At 62.5% G+C, this 19126-nt stretch carries 13 protein-coding genes and 1 tRNA gene; 5 read left to right on the top strand and 9 right to left on the bottom strand.

Translation table 11 applies throughout. The features are described from left to right. Positions 1-56: 56 nt before the first annotated feature. Together X728_RS146910 and rpiA are read right to left on the bottom strand one after the other, a co-directional pair. Positions 57-674, bottom strand: a complete 618-nt coding sequence (locus X728_RS146910) for a DUF2059 domain-containing protein (protein ID WP_023668979.1) — start codon at positions 672-674, stop codon at positions 57-59. Further along, positions 661-1392, bottom strand: a complete 732-nt coding sequence (rpiA, locus tag X728_RS146915; RefSeq protein ID WP_023832174.1) for a ribose-5-phosphate isomerase RpiA — start codon at positions 1390-1392, stop codon at positions 661-663. Before rpiA ends, X728_RS146910 begins: the two co-directional genes overlap by 14 nt. Before the next feature lie 154 nt (positions 1393-1546). On the opposite strand from rpiA, the gene X728_RS146920 reads away from it, so the two are divergent. Beyond that, entirely contained in the window at positions 1547-2230 is a 684-nt protein-coding gene (locus tag X728_RS146920; protein WP_023691328.1) for a phosphoglycolate phosphatase, read from the top strand. 129 nt (positions 2231-2359) lie between these two features. Next, a tRNA-Val gene (locus X728_RS146925) sits at positions 2360-2434 on the top strand. Positions 2435-2472: 38 nt separating this feature from the next. Here the strand turns inward: X728_RS146925 and X728_RS0135540 are convergent. The 5 genes from X728_RS0135540 to X728_RS1000000167895 form a co-directional block, all read right to left on the bottom strand. Next, complete coding sequence (locus X728_RS0135540; RefSeq protein ID WP_023832173.1) at positions 2473-2745, bottom strand: hypothetical protein; 273 nt, start codon at positions 2743-2745, stop codon at positions 2473-2475. A gap of 107 nt (positions 2746-2852) precedes the next feature. Further along, positions 2853-5513 (bottom strand): DNA/RNA non-specific endonuclease, encoded by a 2661-nt coding sequence (locus X728_RS146930; protein WP_023832172.1) that lies wholly within the window; start codon positions 5511-5513, stop codon positions 2853-2855. After that, positions 5510-6640, bottom strand: coding sequence for a hypothetical protein (locus X728_RS146935; RefSeq protein ID WP_155923996.1), 1131 nt, complete (start codon positions 6638-6640; stop codon positions 5510-5512). The genes X728_RS146930 and X728_RS146935 overlap by 4 nt, the downstream gene beginning before the upstream one ends. 304 nt (positions 6641-6944) lie before the next feature. Continuing rightward, positions 6945-7922 (bottom strand): trypsin-like peptidase domain-containing protein, encoded by a 978-nt coding sequence (locus tag X728_RS146940; RefSeq protein WP_023832170.1) that lies wholly within the window; start codon positions 7920-7922, stop codon positions 6945-6947. 11 nt (positions 7923-7933) lie between these two features. Then, a complete protein-coding gene (locus X728_RS1000000167895; protein WP_196815088.1) occupies positions 7934-10102 on the bottom strand; it encodes a DNA/RNA non-specific endonuclease in 2169 nt (722 codons plus the stop codon). Positions 10103-10714: 612 nt separating this feature from the next. On the opposite strand from X728_RS1000000167895, the gene X728_RS146945 reads away from it, so the two are divergent. Further along, positions 10715-11401, top strand: coding sequence for a Crp/Fnr family transcriptional regulator (locus tag X728_RS146945; RefSeq protein ID WP_023668987.1), 687 nt, complete (start codon positions 10715-10717; stop codon positions 11399-11401). 30 nt (positions 11402-11431) lie between these two features. On the opposite strand, the gene X728_RS146950 is transcribed toward X728_RS146945, so the two are convergent. Next, complete coding sequence (locus X728_RS146950) at positions 11432-15754, bottom strand: cytochrome P450 (protein ID WP_023832168.1); 4323 nt, start codon at positions 15752-15754, stop codon at positions 11432-11434. 129 nt (positions 15755-15883) lie between these two features. Continuing rightward, positions 15884-17656, bottom strand: a complete 1773-nt coding sequence (locus X728_RS146955) for an adenylate/guanylate cyclase domain-containing protein (RefSeq protein WP_023832167.1) — start codon at positions 17654-17656, stop codon at positions 15884-15886. Between the two features lie 357 nt (positions 17657-18013). Between X728_RS146955 and X728_RS146960 the strand changes: the two genes are divergently transcribed. Beyond that, positions 18014-18271: a PepSY domain-containing protein gene (locus tag X728_RS146960; protein WP_023668990.1), complete on the top strand. Its 258-nt coding sequence runs from the start codon at positions 18014-18016 to the stop codon at positions 18269-18271. 84 nt (positions 18272-18355) lie between these two features. Further along, complete coding sequence (locus X728_RS146965) at positions 18356-19096, top strand: lysozyme inhibitor LprI family protein (RefSeq protein WP_050589935.1); 741 nt, start codon at positions 18356-18358, stop codon at positions 19094-19096. Positions 19097-19126: the final 30 nt, after the last annotated feature.

Here is a 19126-nt window from a genome sequence, read left to right as displayed (position 1 = left end):
TTTCCACCGGGCTTTCTGGTCCAGCGGCAAGGATGCCGGTGGCGAAATCAGACGTCTTAGTTCTTCGGCGCTTCCGGCTGGTCACCGTCTGCGGGCGCATCGCCGTCGGCAGGTGCAGCGCCATCGGCGGGGGCAGTTGCGTTATCCGGCGCAGGCGCGGCCGGAGCAGCGGCCTTCGCGGCGGCTGCCAGCGTTTCGCCGACCTGCTGGGCGAGATCGCGCGCCAGGCCGTTCTGCCAGATGTCGGCGGCCTTGACCAGTTCGCGCGTCACGTTGGGGCCGTTGTCGAGCAGCTTCTTGCCGGCATCGGAATTGTAGAAGGCGGCGATGTCGGTGAGATCCTTCTCGGAGAACACCTTGGCATAGGCGAGCGCTGCTTCCTTCTCCAGATCGGCACGGCGCGAGGCCAGCGCCAGTGCCTTTTCGCTGACGGTCTTGCCGATCAGCTCCTGCATATCAGGGTTCTTCTGGATAAGCTGCTGCTCGAGCGAGGCCGCCGCTTGCGGCAGGATGTTGTCGAACGAGTCGGTCGCGTGGATTGCCGTGACCGCCGCCCGTGCCGCCTTCAGATGCGATTCCGTGATCTCCTGCGAGAACGCCGGGGAAGAGAAGGCGAAAACGGCCGAAGCCGCCAGAACGGCGCAAAGATTGCGAACCCGGTTATGCAACATCATGATCGGTAGAACTCCCTGGTTTTCGGGCGGCATGGACGGTTTGGATGCCGTCGCCGCCGGCGATGATGGCCGCTGACGCCAGCCCGATGAAAAGACCATGCTCGACCACACCAGGAATGGCATGGAGAGCATTCGAAAGCGCTCTTGTATCCGGAATGCGGCCAAAAGATGCATCGAGGATAAAATGGCCGCCGTCTGTAACAAAAGGCTGGCCCCCCGTCATCCTCAATGTAACCGGGCCGGAAAGGCCGAGACTTTTGGCCGCTGCCGCGACCGCGATTTCGGTGGCGCGCAAGCCAAATTGGTTGACTTCGATCGGCAAGGGAAACCGGCCAAGGGTCTCGACCATCTTCGAGCGATCGGCAATGACGATCATGCGCTGAGATGCCGCCGCGACGATCTTCTCGCGCAGCAGCGCGCCGCCGCCGCCCTTGATCAGCGTCAGCGCCGCGTCGATCTCGTCGGCGCCGTCGACGGTAAGGTCGAGCTCGGGCGTTTCCTCAAGCGTCGACAGCGGCACGCCAAGTTCGCGGCAAAGGGCTGCGGTGCGCTCCGACGTCGGCACGCCGATGACGGACAAGCCGGTGGCGATCTTTTCGGCCAGCAGCCGCACGAATTCGTCGGCCGTCGTCCCGGTGCCGATGCCGATGCGCATGCCGTCGCTGACATGGGCAAGGGCTGCCCGCGCGGCCTCGACTTTCAACTGCCTCGCGTCCATGCTCGCCCCGGGGTTTGGCTTGGTTCTGATTTTTCTGAATGCGCGCTCCTAGCACTTTTGCCCGCAGGGTCAAAGACTTTGGCTCGCACCGGCTTGCCTGAAAGAAGCGCAGCCGCTATCGCCTGCCTGCAATGCATCAGCCACAGGACAGGCCATGACCCAACCGATCATCGTGTTCGACCTCGACGGGACGCTGATCGACACGGCGCCGGATCTGCTCGACAGCCTCAACCACAGCCTTGCCGCCAGCGAGCTTGCCGCTGTCGACGAGGCCGGCTTCCGGCGTTTTGTCGGCCAGGGCGGACGGGTGATGATCGAGCGCGCGCATACCGCGCAGCAGAAATCGCTGGCGGTGGAGGAGCACGACAGGCTGCTGAAGGTGTTCCTCGACCACTACACACTCAACATCCCCGGCAAGTCGCGCCCCTACCCCGGTGTCGTCGAAGCCATCGCCCGCTTCGAGAAGGCCGGCTATCTGCTCGCCATCTGCACCAACAAATATGAGGCGAATTCGAAAGCGCTGATCGAGGCGCTCGGCCTGACAAAGCATTTCGCCGCGATCGCCGGCCAGGACACGTTCGCCTTCCGCAAGCCCGACCCGCGCCATCTCACCGAAACCATCAGGCTCGCCGGCGGTGACCCGCACCATGCGCTGATGGTCGGCGATTCGCAGACCGACATCGACACGGCCAAGGCCGCCGGCATTCCGGTGGTCGCCGTCGATTTCGGCTACACCGACCGCCATGTCAGAGAATTCGAGCCGTCGGCGGTGATTTCGCATTTCGACGCGCTGACGCTCGACCTGGCGGAACGGCTGATTGCAGCTGCGGCCGGCTGAGCGAAACGGGCGATTGCGCGGCAGCGTCCGCCCTCGGCCTATTTCAGGCGTAGAAGGCGGGCGCATCGCCTTGACTTCACAACCCTGCCTCCCTTATATCGCGGCTCGCTTGGCCTTCGGGCAACGAGCGGGCGATTAGCTCAGCGGGAGAGCACACCCTTCACACGGGTGGGGTCGCAGGTTCAATCCCTGCATCGCCCACCATTTTCTTTCCCGGAACAGCACACTCCAAGCCAGCACTCCTAGCAGCTGCAACTCGCCCCTTCCCCACCAAAATTCTTCTGCGCAAAGTTCAACGCGCTTGAGTAGCTCGTATAGCTCTGGAACTGGCAGACATCAGAGCCGTTCCGCACCTTCATCTGCTCGAGATCCCAGAACGAGACCTCGATGTGATCGTTGGCGCAATAGACCGTGTATTTTTCAGGCTCCAGCGCGCTGGCTTTCTGCAGCGGCATGGAGACGGCTGGAATGGAAAGCGCGGAAAGTGCAAGCATGACGGCGTGACGCGTGCGCATTGAAAACCCCTGGAGTGAAATTGCCCGTATTGTCGCCGCTATATCTGAGCGGCGCATCACGGCTTTTTGACGAACCGCTTTTTTCGGCTGCCGGCTTTTCGGCGCCGCTACATGCTGATCCAGATCTCCAGCGTGTGGGCGCCGATGACCGGTACCGCACGCGCAGTCACCGTCTGGCCGGCGGCGGTCAGGTCGGCGGCCAGCAGTTCCGCGGCGCGGCGGTCGGCGTCGTTGTATGGATTGTAGCGAACCTCGTTCTTGCCGGCTGCCGCCTCCACTCGTTCCTCGCCAGGGTTTGGAATGCCCCAGCCCAAAGCGCGCATTTTTGCGGAAAGCGCCTGGGCGTCCTCGCGCGTCATGCCGGCGAACTGGACGTAAACCGTTTGCGTGCTGGGCTGGATGCCGAGTCGATCCTTCAGTGTGTTGAGCGCGTCGCGATCCTGGTCGCCAATGATCGCCTGGCCCTCGGCTGCCGACATTGCGAGATCGGCAATCGCCCGGCGCGCACCGGCGAACACAAGCAGCGAATCCGGGTCCTGGCGGTTCCACAAGTCAGAGGGAACCCCGAGCAACGCGTCAAGCACGTTGAGGCGCCCGGCAGGGCTCATTCCGGTCATGCTTCGCAGGCCGGCCATCTCGACAAGAGCCGCCACGATCTTGCGCCGTTCGGGCACCGGCAGATCCTGATTGCCGAGGACCGCGGTCAATTCGCCGAGCAGTGCATCATTTGCCTTGTCGAGCAGCTTGACGCGCCCCGCCAGTTCGTCGGCGACTGTTCCATTCGGGCCAGGGTTCTTTACCGAATCCGTCCATTCGATGAGAGTGCCAAAATTCAGGCTCGTTGCCTTTTCCAGCTCGGCAACCGAGAGCTGGTAATTCTCGGGCTTGAACGCGCCTGTGGCGTCGGCCGGAATGAGATACGCATCGATGACGAGCTCCGGCTCCTTCACCTCACCCTTCTCGGCAGCCGGCACGGAAGAGACGGCGAGCTTCCAGTAGGCGTACGGCGCCGGTACGCCGTCGACCGGCTGGTCGGCGGGCCGGAAGACGGGACCGCTGAAGATGGTCACCTGATTGGCCAGCGGATTGTGCTGCGTGCGCACCCAGTTTTCGAGCGGCGCCCACATATCGTCGTAGAAGGCCGGCGACTGCGGCATCGTGTTGGGCAGGACATCGGCATACCGCGCCAGTTTGAGCGCCGCCGTTGCCGGATCGCTTGTGAATTCCTCACCCCAGGCGATGTCGCTGGCGTTGGCCAATTGCGCCGGCAGCCAGCGGGGGTTGGGACCAGCAGGGTACCAGCTGCCGTCGGGCTGTTCGCTGGGCTTCAGGCGGTCATCAATGCTCAATCCGCCGCCGGTGACTTGCAAGGGCATCCTTTGCGACCGGTCCAGATTGACCGCTGAATAGATGGCCATGCGGTGGCTTCGGCCCATGACCAGCGAGTAGTTGATATAATCCAGCGGCCTCGCCAAGGCATCGCTTGCCAGATCGCCGGTCAGCCTGGGCAGGGCTATGTTGGCCTGAATGAACTCGACTTTATAACCCGTGAGAATGTTGGGCAGCTTGTCGGTCAACTTGCCAAGCAGCGGTTCAAGTGCGCTCTGCAGCGGCGCCGGCAACTCGCGGAGACTGATCTCGCTGCTTTTGATCCGGCCGGCCAGTTCGACAAGCACCGCCTGCTTCAAATCGGGTGTCAGCTTTTCGAGGGACACATCGCCGCCTTTGAGCTGGTCGATTACAAGCCCGATGGCAGACCGCAAGGTGGCCTGCGTGTCTTGCTGCTCACGCAGTCTTTTGGCAGCGTCCTCGGCATTCTTCAAGGCAGCGTCGCGCGCGGCCTCTGCTCGTACGCGTTCGCTTTTTGTGTCCGCGAGCGCAGCGCTTAGGTGCTTATTGAGTTCCACGACGTCGTTCGCCGCGGACTCGGCCTTGGCACGCGCGATGACGGCATCATTCCTCTGGTTAAATGCGAAATTCCTCTGGTTAAATGCGAAATAGGTAGTTCCAGCGAGGATCGCAGCCAGCATGGCGAACAGCGCGATCAATATGTTCTTGCTGCGATCACGCTGCTTCTGGCTGTCCGTCTCCGCCTTGGCGCTCGCCTCGACGAATTCGGCAATGTCTGGCCCCTGTGGAAGCTCGGCGGCCTCCTTCAGCGCTTCGCCGCGCAGGAGATAGCCGGGGTAGCCGGTGTTCTTCCACTGCCGTGCCTGGGCGGCGACGCGGATGCGAAAGCGCTCGGTGAGTTCGTCCGAACTCAGTTCGTCGTCGGAAGCGGATTGCTCGTTGGACCCAGAGGCCGTGGGGCCGGCTTTGGCCGGCCCGACAATGGCATCCGTTGCAACCGACCCCGGATCGTCCGCCGCGACAGCGACCGTTTCAAGGCCGCCGCCACCTGCGAAAGACGCGAGCCGCACCGGGCTGACGTCGGCTGAGGTGATGCCCGGCCGCGTGACTAGTTCGGCGGACCAATAATCGAGTATGCGCTGCGCCGCGCGCCGGTCGGATTCCCGCGCGATGGTGCTGCCGGCGCGCCGTGCCTTGGCCAGGAAGTCGCGGATGGCCTGCGCATCGGGGGCCGTGTTGTCGATGCTGGCTTCCGTCGTCTCGGCGCCGGCCTTGTCGCTGCGGCTCATCGATGGGTCGACGGCTTCATTGCTGCTGGCGATGCGCATCAGCTCGAGATGTGCGATCCGGATGTCGCTCAGCGAAATAAAATCGGCCGGAGTTTCGGTCTCCGTGCCTGTCGCAAGTTCATCGCTCATGGCCCCAGGTCCTCAATGATCTTGTGCAAAGGCGTGCTGACGCGGACGATCGAGGCGCATTCCGTTTTCAGCGCCAGATCGACCTGGACGAAGCGTTGCTGGGCCTCGTCCCGATAGGCTTCGAAGGCAAGGATGAAGGCGGTATCGACGGTCTCGCGCGATAGCTGGTCGTTGACGTCGGTGGAGTAGTCGACGAGCGTCTCCCGCCACGCTCCAGTGGGGTCGAGGTCGGCAAGAACCTTGACCTTCACTTCCAGGTTTCGCCACAGCGGCGAAAACTGGAACGGCAGCGACTTGTCCGCCGCAGCGCCCCCTTCTATCGGCTCGATCATGTCGGTAAGGCTGGCCAGCTTGTTGTCGATGTCCTGCCATAGCTTGTGCTCGACGACGCGCGCATAGATGGTCGAGGACAGCACCATGATCGCGTCATGCGCGGCCTTGATCAAGGGCACGGACGGCTCTTCTGCAGGAAGTTTGCCGGCTATCGTATCTAGACCGGTGGCCAAAAGTCCGAAGGGCAGGTTCTTTGCCGTGACGAAAATCTGCTGGTTGAGCCGCGACGGCACGACGCGTAGCACGGTGCGCACGTCAAACAGCGCGTCGTAGGCGTCCGGAGACTTGTTATCGATGGCAGCCTGCAACTTGATCGCAGCCGCCTTGAGGTCGTCGAGCCAGGCCTGCTCGATATCGTGAAGCGCCGGCCCCGCCGGCAGCTCCATGACCGACTCTCCGATAGAGACACAGAAGAGCTTCAATATTTTGAGGAAATTGCGCATGACGCGGACCTGCTCCAGGTCGGCCCCCATGTCGCGGGCGGCGACCAGCAGGTTCTGGAAGCTGCCGATGCCGTATTGAAAACTCTGCAGATGGTCATGCAGGTCCTTGTAGGTCTTGAGGACATCGATCTGGCTGGTGACATTGGTGAGGCCGTTGTCGGCGGCAAGCGTGGCCTGAATGTCCTTGGACTGCTGGTTGACGGCGTTGAAGCCTGCGAGCGCGGTGTTGACCCGATCGTCGGTCGTCAGGCCGGGCAACTCGGCCGTCGGTTTCTGGCCCGCGGCGAGTTCGTCCAGATAGGCCTTGAACCGGGCCGCGCACTGCGGATTTTGCGCCACGACGGCAGTCATAAGCGCCTGCGACAGTTTATTGGTCAACGCATAGTCAAGGATGTTGAACCAGACTGTAAGCGCCGCCCCCTGGAGGTTGATGGCGCCAGCGACGATTCCAGCGTCCTTGGTTACCTGCAACCAATCGGGAGGCAATGGGTAGAGATCAGCCAGTTGAAGCCTGAGGTCGAAATAGGCGCTGATCTCTGAACTCCCTGGTGTTTGGTGTGTGGCGTTATAAACCGTCACATCCGAAAAAATTTACATGCCGTAGTCCCAAATCGCCGCGCATCGAGCTGCGCCATCGGTCTGCATAGCTCACCATCTACACAGGCTTTGCCGCGAGGTCTTGGATGATGGTGTCGATCGCGATGCCTTCGTTGCGATAGTATGTGCTTTTGGTAGGCGCGTTGGGCTCGGTGAGCCAGCCTCCGCTGTGATGCAGCGCAATCAGGTTCCAGTCGGTGTCGAAGACCGGCGAGCCCGACGAACCCGGCAGTGTGTCGGTGAGATACTGGACGCGGCCGCCGCCGACGAAGGCTACGACATTGGCGACGAACGAAATCTGTTTCTGCGCACCGCCGGGATGCTGGATGATGTTGACATGATCGCCGGCCTTGACGGTCATGGGTTTCAATTCCAACTCGCCCCATTTGGAGGCATCGCCCTTGATGCGGACGGCGGACCAATCATTGTCCTTGGAGGTACGAAGAGGCACGGCGGTGTCGATGTCGAACTGATCGAGCGGCGCGTCGAGCCCGGCAACGGTGCGCTGATAGTTGAACTGGACCACCGTGCCGGCCAATGAGGCATCGTCAGGCAACACATGGTTGTTGGTGATCAGGATCCCGCCGGTGGTCATGAAGCCGGTGCCGGAGCTGCCATCCGCACGCTTGATGCGCACCACCGATCTTGCCCTGACAAGGCCGAGTTCGAGATAGCTGATCGGCACCAGCGTGCTCTTGTCGCCGAGTATCTTTTCGAGCTGGCCTGGTACGCCGCTCCACTTGGCAGTGGCGGGCCCTTCGACCGGTGGTGGCGGGGCATGCTGCTTTGCCTGCAGCAATGCCTCGTCGCCGGGATTCTCATCAAGCGCAAAGGCGACGAGGTCATCGGCCTTGGTTTCCTGTTTTGCGCGCTGGACAATCGCAAACCAGTTGTTGATAGCCTTGTTGTCAAAGGCGATTTGCGACGTGGCCAACCCAACCCCTTTGGCGACACGCACGCCATCGCCGATCATCGGATAGAGATTGGCGAGGATCCGGTTGAGGCTGGTCAGCTCCGTTTGCGTCCACTGGGTCATTGGACGCTCCCCTAGCCGTTCTTCTTCCGCTTGCGTGATCCCGCCCGCATGGCAATTTCGGTGCCGCGAACCGTTTCGTACTGGTCGGCATCGACCAGCGACTGGTCGAAGCTGACGCCGGTCATTTCGGAGATTTCGGTCAGCGGGTACATGGCGCCGATGAACTCGTCGGAGACGGCAAACTCAAGCTGCGTGTCCGACAGATCCTGTTCGAGCACGAAGCCGTAGCTGGCGATGCCGTCACTGACGCGGGCGACCACCACCTTCCAGAAGCGGCGCGGCACTAGCGCGCGAAGACTGGTGCCTTTGGGACCCTTGCCGGCAAAGGTCCGGTCGTCTTCGGCGAGGACCGGCCCGGCGAAGACGCAAAGCCGCTCGCTCGCCGCCTCCGACAGGACGTGGTTCTCAAGATCGCCCCAGTTCTTCTCGCCGCTGTCGGAGCGGTTGTAGCCTTCGACCTGGGGCGAGCAGTTGGTGACATGGAAGGAGCAGACATTGCCCCTGAGCAGCAGCTCGAAGGTGCTGCCCCAGGCCACGTCATCGCGCCTGACGATATGGCCCTTGTCGAAGGCGCCCTGATCCTGGGTGTAGAAGACATCGGGGATCTGATACTTGTCGTCGAGCCGCAGATCCGGGAACCAGCGCTCGCTGAACAGGCCGCCACGCGAATAGTTGCGGCCCTTTTCCGGCTCGCGCAGATTGCTCTCCTCGGTGACGTTGGAGGCGGTGAACAGCGCCAGCCGCCGCTTGGCGTGCATCTTGAGTGAAAAATTCTGGTAATCTAGCCGCGTGCCCCCTGCCTTGAGCTGCGCCAGCACGGACAGGTCGGTGGCCTCCGGCATCGGCACCACGACGGGCGCGAGCTTGGTGCCGCCGGACAGGAATTTTTCGTCGTAGCCCTTATAGCCGGCATAGTCCGCGACCGTTTTGGGAACGAATGCGCCGCCTGGAGGGGTCGGCTTGGCCGCTTCCAGTTCGACCGATTCCGTGACCGCTTCATGGCCAGGCGTTGCGCCGAGCGAGACGGTGATGCGCAACGGCACTTCGAAGGTGACGCTGCCGCCCGGCGAAACGACGACGCCTCCGGATGGAGGCGTCTGGGTGGCGACGCCCGGGATCTGCTGGGCGCCGCCGACTTCAACCAGGTTTACGCCCTCGGCCGGCGACCCACTGTCCGCCTTGTTCCACCATGCGCCCCAATCGTTGGGGCCGCCGCTGGCGGCGCCGGCGAAATTGAGGCCGAGGTCGACGACACGCTGGTCCTTGGCGAGCGCGCCGGTGGGCACGGCGTAGTTGCGCTCGAGATAGCGGCCGGCAAAATGCAGCGCCACGACCTCGCCGGTGGCGAGGTTGATCATGGCGGTGCCGGAGTTGCCGCCAGTGGTCGAGCAATCATGTGTCGCCGCGCTGACGATCTTGCCGAAACTCTCCGTATCGAAGCCGCCCTGCAGCATGCCCGGTTGCAGGCGCTTGACCTGGAAACGATTGCGCATGAACTCGTTCTGGACATCGACCGCGTTGCGATTGTCGAACGCCGGATAGCCGATGGCGACGACTTCCTGGCGCAGCATATCGCGCGCGTCGGCGACCGCGAGCGACAGCGGCGTGATGTTGTCGGGCAGGCCTTCGACTTCGAGAATCGCCATGTCCCAATAGGGATGGATCATCCGGACATTGCGGATCTTGAAGACGTTTCCTGCCGCCGAATCGCGCGTGAAGTCGATGCCGGCGGCGCGGCCGTTGATGAATTGCACATTGCGGTCGCCAAGGCCGTCCGCAAATATCTGCGCCACATGACGGTTGGTCATCAACAGGTTGCGGCCGACGACGAAGCCCGTGCCGCCGTAAGGGATATTGGTGTCCCACAACAGTTCGATACGCCCGATCGCCGGCAGGGCGGCTTCGATGCGCTGCTTCAATGCGGCCTCGCTGGTAAGCTTCGTCCACAGCGAATGGCCAGGTGTCGGAGCGCCGTCGAAAGTCAGCGTCGTAAAGGTGCCATCCTTGATGTCATAGACCGGCCGCAACTCCGGGATGATTATGGCTTCCAGATCGGAAAGCTGCTCGGGCGCGACTTCGGCGCCCCGCGCGAGGCTCTCCAGGCCAGCGCGCGCCGATTCAAACGCCGCCTCCGTCTTGCCGGCTTCCGCAGGCGCAAGGGATTCCAGGCCGCCTGCCATCGTCTCCATGTTGCCGAGGACCGATTCAGTCCCCTCGCCCCCGGTGACGAAATCGAGATATTNTCGAGATATTGACGGATTCGCTGCTCTCTGCTGACCGGCATAGTCGCCCTCAAAGGTTCTGTCGAAGTAAAGAACTGTATTGCCCCATTTTAGACTGGTGCAATTCTGATTGGCAGGCAAGGAAACAAATCAACTCGCGTCGAAGATGACCGGAGTGCAACGTCGGCATGTCTCTTTGCCGCAGTCGCTCGCGCGATGTATGACGCTCGCATTATTTCAGCGATGCCGTATGTGATCTCCGTCACAGACGCTCACGCTGTTTGCGCCCACCTATCGCAACGGGTGGAAGGGCCATTGCGGCCGCTCGGTTTTACAGAAATTTTATCACCTATCCATTTTTATCAGTTGGCGCCTGCACGCGCGGCTCCTCTCGCCGCGCGTGCAGGCGGCTTTCCGCCCGGCACGAGCCAGGCACTGGGCGCGACCACTGCGCCAAGCCTTTAGAAGGCGTAATCGCAAGGGATGAACGCCGGCCTTTGACGCGGTGCACTCTTGCCTTAGACTTCGGCCCTTAAACTTCGCCGATTGCGGCAATTGGGAATTTGGAACATGGCTTTTGGCGGCCCAAACGACAGAAACGATCTGCCGCGCCTGGCACGCATCGATCCAAAGCTGTTCGATATCCTGTTCAGCGGCTGCAAGGTCGAGCGCTACGCCGCCGGCCAGCATCTGTTCGTCCAGGAAGATGCCGCCGACCGGATCTACGGGGTGATGAGCGGCACGGTGGAAATCTCGATCTATTCGCCTGGCGGGCAGAAGCTGGTGGCCAATATCGAGCTGTCGCGCAGCCTCGTCGGCGAGATCGGCGCGCTTGACGGGCGGCCACGCACCGCCACCGCCATCTGCCTGACCGCTTGCGAGCTGGTTTCGCTCAGCAGGACACAACTCTTTGATCGCATTGAGAGAAATCCACCGCTGGCACGCGCGATGATCGAACTTCTGTGCGCCCGGCTGCGCTGGGTCAGCGGCGAACTCGGCGACCAGGCCTTCTTCGGCATCGAGGCGAGGCTCGCCAAACGCCTGGTCTTCCTGGCCAAGGTGATGGCCGACAGCGCCGGCTGGATCCCGATCTCGCAATCGGAACTCGGAGAGTTCCTCGGCGCCACGCGCGAGTCCGTCAACAAGACGCTCAACGACTGGCGCAACCGCTCGTTCATTGCCATCAAACGTGGCGGCCTGCGCATCACCGACACCGGGGCGCTGCGCCATATCGCCGAATCGCAGGACGACGACTGACGCCGATCCCGAATCAGCCCCGGCTAAGACTCAGAGCCGCGAAATCAGGTAGCGCAGCGCCGAGCGGCTGGGCATGAAGAAGTATCCACCACCCTTGGTGGTGACGAATTGCGGCATGTCACGGAGCGTCGTGACCTTTTCCCATGACGGAATGGTGAACCTGCCATCACCGCTGCGCGAACCAATCGTCGGGTCCTTTTCAGCGACGAGGCCCTGGAACGTGGCCGACGAAACCCAGGTCTGCTGAATGAATTCGTACTGGCGCTCTATGTCGGCGTTGAGGCACATGAACAGCAGCCCTTTTTCGACCTTGCCATTCTTGCCGTCCTGCTTCTCATAGGTACGGCCGACCCGCAGGATACGATGGCGCTTGCCGATATTGATCTGCGTATCGCGGTCCTCACCCAGCGAGTCGCGTGGGTTGGAACGGCGAATGTGGGCACCAAGCGGGCAGCGATGGCCTTGCGGATCCTCGGCGCCAGCGGCGAAGTTGTTGTCGATGACGCGTCCCGGATGATCCGGGTTGCGCACCAGCGAGCTACCGTTCTGCCAGCGGCCGAGCATCTTGGCGGCAATCCAGTCTTGCGTGATGGCTTGGTTGCCGAGTTGGCTCGCGACCAAGGCTGCAGCCTTTTTGCAGTAGTTGTTGAAGACGTCGACGTGCTGCTCGAACTGGCGAATAACCAGGAATGAACCGTTGCGCCCGAAATCGCGCGGCGGTGGCGGCAGGCCCGGAATCAGCCGGCTACGGCGCACCTGCGAAAGGATTCCGGTCCGATCGCGTGATGCGCTTACCGAGGGCGAGGCTGGATAGAACCCATGCTCATCACGATAGCCGAACAGGAACTCGCCGGGCGCGACCAGATGCATGGGCGCGGCGCCCCTGCTGGCGCGGGTCGTGCCCCGGACAATCGGCTGCGAAATCCCGTCCGCGAAACCGAAATGCTCGTAGGCTGGCCCACGTTCCGACCGATCGTCACGCTTTGCCCCGTCGGACGATTTCGTCTTCGTGTCGGTCGGACCCCGGTTTACGGCGAGCGGCAGTTCGGCAACGACCTTCATGCCTGCACCGGTCGTCTTTCGTCTCACGGTGGCAATCTCGGTCTTCAACCGTCCCGGGTCTTCAGCATAGCAGACGATGACCAGGTCCACAGGGTTCTCCAACGACCCCCACTCCCATTCGTCCGGGCCGTCGCGGCCTCGGTCGTCCAGTATGCGCCCACGCTCGGGATTGCCCATGCCATGGCGAAAGGCGATCGGAAATGTTTCCAGTGGATCGCCCTCCACACCCTCGTCGAGCCCAAACTGCCGCAGGCCACCGGGACCAAAGGCGACTATCATAGCTCGCCCGGCGGGCCTGCCTTCGCCGAAACTCGTCTGCTCGACAACGAAATCGAGCCAGGCTCTGCGCTTGGGCGCCGGCAACTTGTCCGGCACCCGGATCGCAAGCATATGCGAATAAGCGAGCGGGCCGAGCGGGCCGAAGAAGATGGACTGGATCTCGCCGGTTTCCAGCTGCTGCTCGAGAGGCGCCGGAAAGGCAGAGCTGATATTGGCCAGCAGCGAAGTGGTCTTTTGAACGGTGGTTGTTTCGCTCGCCGGGCGCCGTAGCGAACCGAACAAGCTCAGCCAGTCGCGCGCCTCGTTGCCGACGGCGGAAGCAATGCCGCGCCTGACCTGGGAATTGATCCGGATGCGCTCTGTGTTGATTTGGGGATAGGCGGAGTACCAGAACAGGGTCGGCACCTGCTGGCGCCGCGCCCAGCGCTTGAAACGATCGCCGTCGCGCGCGCCGTCCAGGAACAGCCATCGTGTGCGTGGATAGCCCACGGTGTTGCTCCACACGCCGGTGAGGCCAGCGGACGCCTTGGCGATGAAGTCCTCAAGATAGCTTTCCCAGCTGCCGCCGTAGTTGGAGAAGAACATCAATCGGTTGGAGCCGGGCAGCAGTATCCAGCGGGCGAAATGGATGGTGTTGATGGTGTTGAGGAAGCCTGGCTTGAATACCTTCTGGGCAGCTATCGAGATCAGGTAGAAGGAAAACCTGAGCGCCAGCCGCCGCAGAATGCCGGCCTTCATCGTCGAAATCGCAGTCAGATGGTTTTGTGCCGCGTGGCCCTCCTTGACGAGTATCGCGTTCAATTCAGATATGCCGATCGATGTGCTTTCCGGCCGATCCCTGTCCTCGCGGCGTCGCAGCGCCAGCAAGCACGAAAACGCCAGCAGCGCCGCTGCCACCAACACTCCAAGTCCCGACAACAGAAGTGAGGTGATTGCTACGGCTATGGCGGTGAAGGAGATTTCCTGGGAACTGATGTCGATAGATCTGCCGAACACCACACCGTAGGTCATGTACCAGCAAGCAGCCCAGATGATCGCCACCGTGACGAAGACCGGCGGTACCAGCAACGTCGTCATCAGGGCACGGCCCCAATGACCCGGCGGCTTTTCCAGCAGGCTCTCGGCCGGCTCGAACGCCCAGGCAAACGTCCCTAATGACTGGACATGCTGGCGAACTTCAGCGAGCACGGCAGGAGCGTTGCCGGCGCCTTTGCGTGGCCGCTCGACGATGTCGCGCACGGCTTCGAAAAGCTGCTGCTCGGCCTTGATACGCTGGACCGAGTGCCCCGGCGTGCCCGAAAACACCAGTCCGGCATTGCTGCCGAAGGACGGCGATATGTCGACATTGTGCTTGCGCAGGAAATCGTTCAATGCGCCGCCATCGCGCAGATCGCAGACATCCTTGAAGATCGGCCGCAGCCGGTGCCCGATGGCGTGCGTGACCGCATCGATGACATCGTCGATGCTGCCGTCACCGGAAATCTCGAGAACCAGAGCTCCTTTTTCCTGACCGGAATCAGCGCCGATCTCGCCGGTGCCGACCACGGTCAGGCTGGTGAAGTGGACGGTGCCGGCAATGTCGAGCGCGGTGCGGATATCTTCGACGGCCGGGTTGCCGAGGCTGGCAACCTTGTCGCGGACAGCATCCAGCGACGCGGATCGGGTGACCGGGCAGACCACCGTCACCATAGACTGCGTTACGGTGCGGCAGAGTTCTGCCCGTTCGAAATCGACCTTGAGCGTTTCGGGATAGGCGCCGATGCGGGTCATCCGCCCGGCCTTGCCGGGCATGCGGCGCACGCCCTGCTTCTGGAACAGGGCGCGCAGGCTTTCGCCGATCTGGATCCTGGCAATCTCGGCGCCGATGCACTGATGAATGCCGTGGCCGAAGACCATGTAGTCGCGATACGGGCGCGATGTGTCGAACTGGTCCGGGTTCTGCACGGCGTCGGCATCGAACATCGCCGACAGCGTCGCCGGCATCACCACCGTGCCGGCCTTCACCAGGCGCTCGCGGCGCGTACCCTTGCCGATGATCGCGTCGCGGGCCGTGTAGCGCCAGGGGCCGACCCAGATCGGCTTGAAGCGCATGGCTTCAAGGACGGCCCTGTCGAGCTTGGCGGTATCGTTTTCGGCCAATGCGGCATCGATAGCCTGCCGTGCGTCGGGCCGCGACAGGATCACGTCGAGGCAATTGCCGGCGGCCAACACATTGGTCGGGACGAAGCCGGCGATCATGCCCAGCATGATCGAATTGAGGTCGTCCCGCGACAGGCGGCCCTGATCCGTCTGGACAACCAGCCTCGCCAGCGGTTGCTCGGCCTTCAAGCCCCGGTCCCTCGCCGACTGGATGGAGCGATCGATGACTTTGAGAAGACGGTCGCCCGCCACCACTGCGAGTTCGCGCATGACGGGGCTCGCCGTCGGGTCCGAAAAGAACAGCGCACTCAGCGCGATCGCCCAGTCGGCGAATTCGGATTCATCGTCGATCTCGACGCCGAAATAATCGCGGCAGATGTGCACCGGGACGATCTTCATCAACTTGGAGATCGCATCGAAGCCGGGGCTGGCGCGCGTCATGATCTCTTGCGAATGACGCGCCGCGATCGGCCTGACGGCGGCTTCGACCTCGGCCGGCGGGAATGCACTCAGCACCGACGATTTCATGCGCCGGTAGTCGGCGCCGTCCTGCATGCCGAGGATGAAGTTGGATCCCCGGGCAAGCTCGGTCATTTCCGGGCCGTATGGGGTCTGGAATTCGTCGCCGCGCTCCAATATGTCGCGGACATCGGCGTTCTTGGTGACCACGAGAACACCGAAGAGCTTGCCGGTCGGCCGGAAACGCCGCAACAAGGAAAGCGCCCAGCGGGGGTCTTCGGCCAGAGACCCGACGATGCGCGCAATCAGCCCTGTCTTCCGGATCCGGCCGAGATCGAAGGGCGGCATTTCCGACAGCGGGCGCTGGTTTTTCTGGGCCGCGCGAATAGCGTCGAAATACTTCAGTTCGGTCATGCGCGTTCAAGCCCCCCGGCTATCCACGTTATTGCGATGCCGGCCGTTCAACGCCTAGGTTTGCATCGGTTGCACGTATGTGAATCTTTTCACAGTTGGTCCATGTTCCAGCCAGCATTGACGCCATGTTCATTTGGCCAGTCGGAAATTGGCGACGAGGAACTCGTTCGCGGCCTTGTCGGTGAAAGGTATCCAGCGCACACGCTGTTCTGAAAAATCAGGATGCCGGGTGGTGAAAATGGTCATCTCGCGCCGCGCCTGTTCCGGCCGGCCGCTTCGCATCAGCGCGCCGATCTTCAGGAACCTGGAATAAAAATAGCCGGGAGACAGGTTGAGCGAGCGATCGGCGGCAGCGATCGCCGCCGGCCAGTTCTCGACCAAACAATAGGCCGCCGTCAGTTCCCCCAGATTGTGGAAGCGGTAGAGGTCGAACGGGCTCAATCGCTCGGTATCGAGAAAGAACGGTATCGCTGACGCGGCATTGCCGAGCAGCAGCTGGGCGCTGCCCATGGCCGAGCGCGCGAAGGCAAAGCTCGGATTGATGTGGATCGCTTCCTCGAAATGGTCGACGGCCGATCGCGGTTCGCCGCGCATGATGTCGACGGCGCCGAGATGGGCGTGCGGGCGTGCATCCAGGCTGTCCACCAGCAACGCCTTGCGGGCAAACTGCTCGACCTTGTTCAAATCGTCGCTGTCGCCGAAACGCAGCCATGCCCGCCAGAAATACCACCACGCCAGTTCATTGAGCACGGCGCTCGAGTTGGCGTCCTCGCGGTACGCCTTCTGGAAGAACTCGAGTGCGGTTTCGGTGTCGCCACGGGTGCGCCGGTTCATGTGCCAGCGGCCGCGTCGCACCAGTTGCCAGGTCTCCAGGCTTTCCCAGGGAACCTGGAAGGTGCGTGCCTGTTCCGCCCGGTCGACCTCCTTGTCGAGGATCGAAACAATCTCAGCGCCGATCTGGTCGCGCAGGTTGAAGATGTCGACCAGATCGCGATCGAAGCGCTGCGACCACACCAGCCGCCCGTTGGACGCGTCGGCCAGCGAGGTGTTGAGGCGGATCTGGCCACCATTGCGCATCAGCGTGCCGCTGACGATGTAGCGCGCGCCGAGCGCGTTGCCGATCACCCGGGTGCCCAGCGTGTCGTCGCGGAACTGGAAGCTGGAGCCCTTGGCGATGACCGAGAGCCATCTGGTGTTGGATAGACCATAGATGATGTCCTCGGCGATGCCGTCGGCCATGTAGCCGATGTCATGCTCGCCGCCATCGGCGTGGAAGGGCAGGACGGCGATCGCCGGCGGCCCCTTGGACGACAGCTTCTGCTGCGCATTGGCCTGGGGAATGGCCGCGAACGACGCCGCCGGCGAGGATCCGTTGCCGCTGCGGCCGGCGATCAGAACGCGCACCGGCAAGGCGATGTTCTTCAGCATGAATTCGCCGAGATCGGTGAATTCGGCCGCCGTCTTGTCCTTCACATGGTGCCAGGTCGTCTCCGAAACGGCGAGACCGTCGCCCGGCGCGAATTCCTGGATTCTCGCTGCGATGTTGACGTCGTCGCCGTAGAGGCGGCCACCACGCACGATGACGTCGCCGGTGTTGATGCCGGCCCGAAACGGCATGCGCATGTCGTCGGTAACTTCTGCGTTGAGGGCGACGATGCGGCCCTGGAAATCGAAGGCCGCGCGCAACGCCTCGATCGGATTGCCGAACTCGGCCATGATGCTGTCGCCGGCGTCGCCGAACGTGCGGCCGCCAAATGTGCCACAACTGTCGGCGATGATGTCGCGCCGTTCCTCGAATGCCGCGACAGCAGACTCGTCGTCGATGCCCATCAGCCTCGAGAACCCGACGGCATCGATAGAAATGATTGTCGCCAGCTGACGGGTGTAGTTCCGTACAGCCATGTTCGAGCCCCCGCTCCCTTTCTGGTTCTGGTCCAGCACAGGCGACGACCCGTTCCTGAAACACTTCGCCGCGCGCTAAGAGATGAAGATTCCGGCGGGGTTGGCGCGCCATGCCACCCCGCCAGGACCAGAAGTCTAGCAGGGTCTTGGGCAAAGCTCTACCACCATCGGGTTGTCCAGCGCGGGCCGTGGCAGCACTCATGGTTGGCCGGCGGTTGGCGCAAATATTGGCGTGCCGTCGCTCTGATCGCGGCGATCCCCAGCTTCACGGAACCTGCGCGACGTCACATCTCGGAACAAACTGTGCTGCCTGCGAGTTTCCGGTGCGGTTCATACCAACGTGAAATGAGGGTAATCATGCGAAATCTTGTTCTGGCGACCGGTGTCGTCGTTCTTCTGGCCGGCTCGACGGCCTTTGCCGCGGATGACAGCCCGCTGCCGCCGACGAATGCCCAGAAACTGTCGGCAATCATCGCCAAGGTCGAGCAGCGCGATGGCTTTCGCTATGTGAAGGAGGTCGACTGGGACAAGGACGGCTACACCGTCACCTATTACACCGCCGACAAGGCGAAAGTCGAAATCACCTTCGATCCCGTGACCGCCGAACCGAAATAGCGCCGATACCGACACCGCTTCGGCAATTCCGTCCGCTGCGTTTTTTGCCTAGAATGGTGGCAGTTGTCGGACAACGGGGCGACCATGCTTTCTTCCAATCGAATTGCCAACTCGTTTGCGCTTGTCGTCGCACTTGCTGGCGGGGCGGTCTGCCTTGGTCCAGCGCGTGCCGACGGGCCGTCCTTCGACTGCCGCAAAGCCAGCCTGCCGGTGGAAAAGGCAATCTGTGCCGACCCGCAACTGTCGGCAATTGATGCCTTGGTCGCCAAGGCCTTTACGGGTTTCGAGCCAGCCTTTGGCCGCGACAAGCGCAAGATCGCCCGTGCGCTCATCACTGACAGGAACGCCTGCGGGCAGGATGCCGCCTGCATCGTCAGCGCCCAGAACAATGCGCTGCAGACCTACGGCAATGCGCCGTCCTGGGTGCAGGATTACAACATCGCCCTGATCGGCAAGAAGGCGCTCGACACCGCGGCCCGCCATCCGGGCAGCCCCGACCAGCCCCTGCCCTCGTCGATCGGCCAATGCGCCTTGACCCACATCACCGCGCTGACGACGCGGCTCGGCGACGACCCGCTGGAAACCGCCGGCCCTGAAGCCGGCAGCCTGGCGCGGTTCAGCAATGGCGGCGCCGGGGTTTCCTACGAGCGGGAGCCTGGCCTTGCCAGTTCGAAAGCCGGCGATCCTGTCGTCATGTGCCTGATATCGATCCCGAGGGATTGTCCGCAGGGCGACGAGCGCGGGCGGGTCTATTACGGCGTCGACCTCACGATAAAAGGCACATGGGTTTTGCCGGATTCACAACATCTATGCGGCGGCGCCTGAAGATTTGCCGCAGAGCACTGCTGGATGCAC

Origin of the sequence: Mesorhizobium sp. L103C119B0, from assembly GCF_000502235.1 — a bacterium.
Lineage (GTDB): Bacteria > Pseudomonadota > Alphaproteobacteria > Rhizobiales > Rhizobiaceae > Mesorhizobium.
Note: the sequence above shows the minus strand (reverse complement) of the source record. Positions and strands in the feature narration are given on the sequence as shown.

What these genes read in the sequence shown, in the direction of transcription:
- X728_RS146910 (WP_023668979.1), bottom strand. Translation starts at nt 674, where the DNA reads ATGATGTTGCATAACCGGGTTCGCAATCTTTGCGCCGTTCTGGCGGCT.
- rpiA (WP_023832174.1), bottom strand. Translation starts at nt 1,392, where the DNA reads ATGGACGCGAGGCAGTTGAAAGTCGAGGCCGCGCGGGCAGCCCTTGCC.
- X728_RS146920 (WP_023691328.1), top strand. Translation starts at nt 1,547, where the DNA reads ATGACCCAACCGATCATCGTGTTCGACCTCGACGGGACGCTGATCGAC.
- X728_RS0135540 (WP_023832173.1), bottom strand. Translation starts at nt 2,745, where the DNA reads ATGCGCACGCGTCACGCCGTCATGCTTGCACTTTCCGCGCTTTCCATT.
- X728_RS146930 (WP_023832172.1), bottom strand. Translation starts at nt 5,513, where the DNA reads ATGAGCGATGAACTTGCGACAGGCACGGAGACCGAAACTCCGGCCGAT.
- X728_RS146935 (WP_155923996.1), bottom strand. Translation starts at nt 6,640, where the DNA reads ATGACTGCCGTCGTGGCGCAAAATCCGCAGTGCGCGGCCCGGTTCAAG.
- X728_RS146940 (WP_023832170.1), bottom strand. Translation starts at nt 7,922, where the DNA reads ATGACCCAGTGGACGCAAACGGAGCTGACCAGCCTCAACCGGATCCTC.
- X728_RS1000000167895 (WP_196815088.1), bottom strand. Translation starts at nt 10,102, where the DNA reads ATGGCAGGCGGCCTGGAATCCCTTGCGCCTGCGGAAGCCGGCAAGACG.
- X728_RS146945 (WP_023668987.1), top strand. Translation starts at nt 10,715, where the DNA reads ATGGCTTTTGGCGGCCCAAACGACAGAAACGATCTGCCGCGCCTGGCA.
- X728_RS146950 (WP_023832168.1), bottom strand. Translation starts at nt 15,754, where the DNA reads ATGACCGAACTGAAGTATTTCGACGCTATTCGCGCGGCCCAGAAAAAC.
- X728_RS146955 (WP_023832167.1), bottom strand. Translation starts at nt 17,656, where the DNA reads ATGGCTGTACGGAACTACACCCGTCAGCTGGCGACAATCATTTCTATC.
- X728_RS146960 (WP_023668990.1), top strand. Translation starts at nt 18,014, where the DNA reads ATGCGAAATCTTGTTCTGGCGACCGGTGTCGTCGTTCTTCTGGCCGGC.
- X728_RS146965 (WP_050589935.1), top strand. Translation starts at nt 18,356, where the DNA reads ATGCTTTCTTCCAATCGAATTGCCAACTCGTTTGCGCTTGTCGTCGCA.